The following is a 4,462-nucleotide window of genomic DNA, read 5'->3' as shown; positions in this document are numbered from 1 at the left end:
AAGCCAGCTCCCACAGGGGCGGTGTGCACAGTCCCTGTGGGAGCTGGCTTGCCAGCGAAGGGGGAACCGTGATTTCAAGCCAAAAAAAAACGGGGCCCCAAGGCCCCGTTTCAGTGCAAGACCGCGAGGGTCATGCCAGTTTCTTGTGCCGCACGCGGTGCGGCTGGGCAGCAGCGTCGCCCAGGCGTTTCTTGCGATCGGCTTCGTACTCGGTGTAGTTGCCTTCGAAGAACACCGCCTGCGAATCGTCTTCGTACGCCAGGATGTGCGTGGCCACACGGTCCAGGAACCACCGATCGTGAGAGATCACAATGGCGGCGCCCGGGAAGTCCAGCAGCGCTTCTTCCAGCGAACGCAGGGTCTCGACGTCGAGGTCGTTGGACGGTTCGTCGAGCAGCAGCACGTTGCCGCCCTCCTTGAGGGTCAGGGCCAGGTGCAGGCGGCCACGCTCACCACCGGAGAGGTCCTTGACGAACTTCTGCTGGTCGCCGCCCTTGAAGTTGAAGCGCCCCACGTAGGTACGTGCCGGGATCTCGTAGTTGCCGATACGGATCTGGTCGGAACCGTCGGAGATCTGCTGGAACACGGTCTTGCCGCCGTCCAGGTCTTCACGGCTCTGGTCGACGCAGGCCAGTTGCACGGTTTCACCGATCTCGATGCTGCCCGAGTCCGGTTGCTCCTTGCCCATCAGCATGCGGAACAGGGTCGACTTACCGGCACCGTTACCGCCGATCACGCCGACGATGGCGCCTTTTGGCATGGCGAACGACAGGTTGTCGATCAGCACGCGATCGCCGTAGCCCTTGGTGACGTTCTTGAACTCGATGACCTTGTCACCCAGGCGCGGGCCGGCCGGGATGTAGATCTCGTTGGTTTCACTGCGCTTCTGGAATTCCTGCGACTGCATTTCTTCGAAGCGCTGCAGACGAGCCTTGGATTTGGACTGGCGGGCCTTGGCGCCTTTGCGCACCCACTCCAGCTCTTCCTTCATGGCCTTTTCATGCGCCGACTGCTGCTTGGATTCCTGGGCCAGACGATCGGACTTGGCTTCCAGCCAGCCCGAATAGTTGCCCTCGTACGGAATACCGGCGCCGCGGTCGAGTTCCAGGATCCAGCCTGCGACGTTGTCGAGGAAGTAACGGTCGTGGGTAATGGCTACCACGGTGCCCGGGAAGTCGTGCAGGAAGTGCTCCAGCCAGGCGACGGAATCGGCGTCCAGGTGGTTGGTCGGCTCGTCGAGCAGCAGCATGTCGGGGGCCGACAGCAGCAGGCGGCACAGCGCCACGCGGCGCTTCTCGCCACCGGACAGGTGTTCGACCCTGGCGTCCCAGGCTGGCAGGCGCAGCGCGTCGGCGGCGACTTCCAGCTGGCGCTCCAGGTTATGGCCGTCGCTGGCCTGCAGGATCGACTCGAGCTTGGCCTGTTCGGCGGCCAGCTTGTCGAAGTCGGCATCCGGCTCGGCGTAGGCGGCATACACCTCGTCCAGGCGGGCCTGGGCGTCCTTGATCACGCTGACGGCCTCTTCGACCACTTCACGTACGGTCTTGGTCGGGTCCAGTTGCGGCTCTTGCGGCAGGTAGCCGACATTGAGCTCGGGCATCGGACGCGCTTCGCCGTCGAACTCGGTGTCGACGCCGGCCATGATCTTCAGCAGGGTGGATTTGCCCGAGCCGTTGAGGCCGAGCACGCCGATCTTGGCGCCGGGGAAAAAGGACAGCGAAATGTTCTTGAGGATTTCCCGCTTCGGCGGCACAACTTTGCTCAGCCGATGCATGGTGTAGACGTATTGAGCCAAAACGTGAGCTCCAGTAAGTAGGTCAATCAAAGGAGCTGATTGTAGACACAAATGGATACCCCGGCCATCGTCGCGACTGGCGGTGCGCCGGGGGAGCTTGCGCCTTGCAGGCAGTGCCTAGCTGATGACCGCGCCCTTGGGGCCACTGGCAATCAGTGCAGCGCCGCAGGCGGTCTTCATGCCGTCCAGCGCCACGGGCGTGCCGTCGACGCTGTAGGTGCTGCTGCCCTCGGCTATCGGGAATACGCCCTTGCACAGGGGGCAACTGACGCTGTGCCCTACGCCGGCAATCGGCTTGCCGTTGAGGTTGGTGTTGGAGAAGGCTTCGAGTACCACGCCACCGTGGGTGGTGGCATCGCCCAGGCGAACAATGTCTTTCATGTGATCCGTCCTTGTGTGATTGCGTGTGTAACGTGTGGGGTGCAGGCCTTTGCACTCACGCCCAATGGTGCCTGATTGGAACAGGGCTGAACATCAACATGACGTTGCGTGTCGTGGGAAGCCGGGCGTCATCGGGCGGGCATAACGCCGGGCAAACCCAGGATGCGCCTTACCCGTTTGCCAAGGTCGGGCGCCCTGCCTGGCTGCCTCATCAGCACGTCCAGCCCGAGCGCCACGCCCTCTTTACCCTGGGGCGTCGCTGAATCGAACATCGCCGAGAACGCTGCCAGCGCGACGTTCTGCTCATAGCACCGGGCGATGAGATCGCCGGTGTGCCAGCACAGGTCCAGGTCGTCATAACCGTTGTAGTTGTCACGCAATGCCTGCAGCAGTCGCTCTTTTTGTACAGTGGTCATGCGGTACATGTCGACGTACATCAAGTGAACCAGTGAATACATGCCTGGCTTGCGGTACAGCGCCTCCACCGAGAACACTTCAACCGCGAGTTCGAGATAGGCGTTCAGGTAAAGCGTGCTCGAACCGATGACTGCCTCGAACTCGCGCACCCACGCGTGCACCACCTTGCGGCGTGCACCAACGGGGATGGCATAGACCGTGGTTCTGAGCGATTGCAGGGTTTGCATAGGGCAGGTCACAACGTCTCGGAGCCTGGGTCGATAATCAACACTTCCAACATTCAAGCCATCCAGGGCAACTGATGATCGTTACGGAGCAGGGTCAGCGCTATTGAGCCACTGCTCAAAGTCATCCGCAACACGGCGGGTACTGCCCGTCTCATGATCCCACACCACGACGACAGGCTCGCCTGAGGCGCCTACCGCGTCATAATCGAAGCAATAATAATCACCCGTACCAAACTCTGCGAAAGGCAATAACGGTGCAAAATGCTCAGGCGATTGCGGGAAGTTTTCCAGCCATGCCTGCCACCCTGCCGTGTAATGTCGGACGATCGAGTCCCAGGTCTTCCTCGGGTCTCGGCTGTCGAACACGGGGAACACCACCAGCCCCCCCAGTGACCGTCCATTGTTGGCAAGCAGCCAGCGGGAAAAGGAGGAGGGAAACGTTCTGTTCAGCTGTTTCTCAGCAGAGGCGATCGCAGAAAGCGTTGTGCCGATGACACGCGTTTTTGACATTCCGTTTCGAAATCCATCACTGGAGGTTACAAGAATCCCGCGTTGAGCACCGTTCAGTGCCCCTGCCCCACGTCCAGAAAGTCATCGTGCTGCGAGTAGTGATTCAAGCATGTTATCAACACCTCTGAAGACGCTGCGCTGTCCTGCGAACACGCCAGATCGATGACATCCTGAAACTCGAGGGCTCATGTGGCGCAGCGCTCAGCGTTCTAGTCGTGGTGCAGCACAGCTGTCTCTTCGGCCTTCACGCCGCGCCCCACCACGTAAAACTCCCCGTCTGCCCTGACCTCTTCAATCGACGCTGGGTCATCGACCCCGTTGTAGACACCGTCCACATCGATGCACCAAAGCTCGCCAAAGCGCAAAAGCTTCACCCCGCAGCAGATTCTATGAAGATGATTCTTCTGCCACCTGGCCACCAGTTCCTGCACGTCCTCCACGGTGACCTTGACGCTGCGCCACAGGTTGCCTTCGGCCTGGTAATCCATGCCATGCAGCACCATTTCCACCGTGGTCGTGCCGTCAGGCGCTGATGAGTAACCAAATGCAACCAGATAACCGTCATCAAACCTGTGGTATCGGGTAAAAATAGCGTCTGCCGTATTCACTTCATCACCTGTAGTGGGGAACTCGGGTTGGGGAATTCCGGCACGCCGGTGCCGCCCTCTTCCAGTATGGAAATTACCCGTTTCAGGAAGGCCAGGGGGAGCCCGGAAGCCGCTCCATACATATCAGCCAGGCCCACTTCGACCACATAGCCTACAAGCTTTTCCAGCGTGTCAGCGGCTTCAGGCGCGAGTGACTCATGCAAATCCTGCGGCATGTCGTCACCCCGCCCATTAAGGGGCAGGCACGCGCCGTTGCTCTCCCAAACGGCCAGGTTTTCGCATGCCCCCATGGACCGCAGGTGAGACAACAACTCACCGATGGCAGGATGACAAATGTTTTTTGATTGGCAGTAACGATCAAGACAATCCGCGGCATACAGTTGCAAATCCTGTGTCGCGGCGGTCATCAGCAGTGAATTGCGGTTAGCGCTGTCCATGCATTCGGGGTCCGTCTCTATTGTTCAAGCTCATGCCAAGTAGGGCGACGGTATCGTTTGAGTCACACCACCCGCATAACTGATCGG

Annotated in this window: 6 protein-coding genes; all 6 read right to left on the bottom strand. The window is 60.2% G+C overall.

Annotated features, from left to right (window positions below):
- Positions 1-130 precede the first annotated feature (130 nt).
- Positions 131-1,795, bottom strand: coding sequence for an energy-dependent translational throttle protein EttA (ettA, locus tag KUO17_RS20040; protein ID WP_163941235.1), 1,665 nt, complete (start codon positions 1,793-1,795; stop codon positions 131-133).
- 117 nt (positions 1,796-1,912) lie between these two features.
- Positions 1,913-2,176 carry a PAAR domain-containing protein gene (locus KUO17_RS20035; protein ID WP_043860206.1) on the bottom strand — a complete coding sequence of 88 codons (264 nt, stop codon included), beginning with the start codon at positions 2,174-2,176 and terminating at the stop codon, positions 1,913-1,915.
- Between the two features lie 128 nt (positions 2,177-2,304).
- Complete coding sequence (locus KUO17_RS20030) at positions 2,305-2,820, bottom strand: hypothetical protein (RefSeq protein ID WP_217977255.1); 516 nt, start codon at positions 2,818-2,820, stop codon at positions 2,305-2,307.
- Between the two features lie 81 nt (positions 2,821-2,901).
- Complete coding sequence (locus KUO17_RS20025; protein ID WP_217977254.1) at positions 2,902-3,330, bottom strand: SMI1/KNR4 family protein; 429 nt, start codon at positions 3,328-3,330, stop codon at positions 2,902-2,904.
- Positions 3,331-3,539: 209 nt separating this feature from the next.
- Positions 3,540-3,938 (bottom strand): hypothetical protein, encoded by a 399-nt coding sequence (locus KUO17_RS20020; protein WP_217977253.1) that lies wholly within the window; start codon positions 3,936-3,938, stop codon positions 3,540-3,542.
- Complete coding sequence (locus tag KUO17_RS20015) at positions 3,935-4,375, bottom strand: hypothetical protein (RefSeq protein ID WP_217977252.1); 441 nt, start codon at positions 4,373-4,375, stop codon at positions 3,935-3,937. The genes KUO17_RS20020 and KUO17_RS20015 overlap by 4 nt, the downstream gene beginning before the upstream one ends.
- Between the last annotated feature and the right edge of the window lie 87 nt (positions 4,376-4,462).

The sequence above is a fragment of the Pseudomonas aegrilactucae genome, from assembly GCF_019168305.1.
Classification (GTDB): Bacteria; Pseudomonadota; Gammaproteobacteria; order Pseudomonadales; family Pseudomonadaceae; genus Aquipseudomonas; species Aquipseudomonas aegrilactucae.
This window is presented reverse-complemented; position numbering and strand designations above follow the sequence as displayed.

Excerpts from the sequence above, each read along its gene's own strand:
- KUO17_RS20035 (WP_043860206.1), bottom strand. The coding sequence starts at position 2,176 with ATGAAAGACATTGTTCGCCTGGGCGATGCCACCACCCACGGTGGCGTG.
- KUO17_RS20030 (WP_217977255.1), bottom strand. The coding sequence starts at position 2,820 with ATGCAAACCCTGCAATCGCTCAGAACCACGGTCTATGCCATCCCCGTT.
- KUO17_RS20025 (WP_217977254.1), bottom strand. The coding sequence starts at position 3,330 with ATGTCAAAAACGCGTGTCATCGGCACAACGCTTTCTGCGATCGCCTCT.
- KUO17_RS20015 (WP_217977252.1), bottom strand. The coding sequence starts at position 4,375 with ATGGACAGCGCTAACCGCAATTCACTGCTGATGACCGCCGCGACACAG.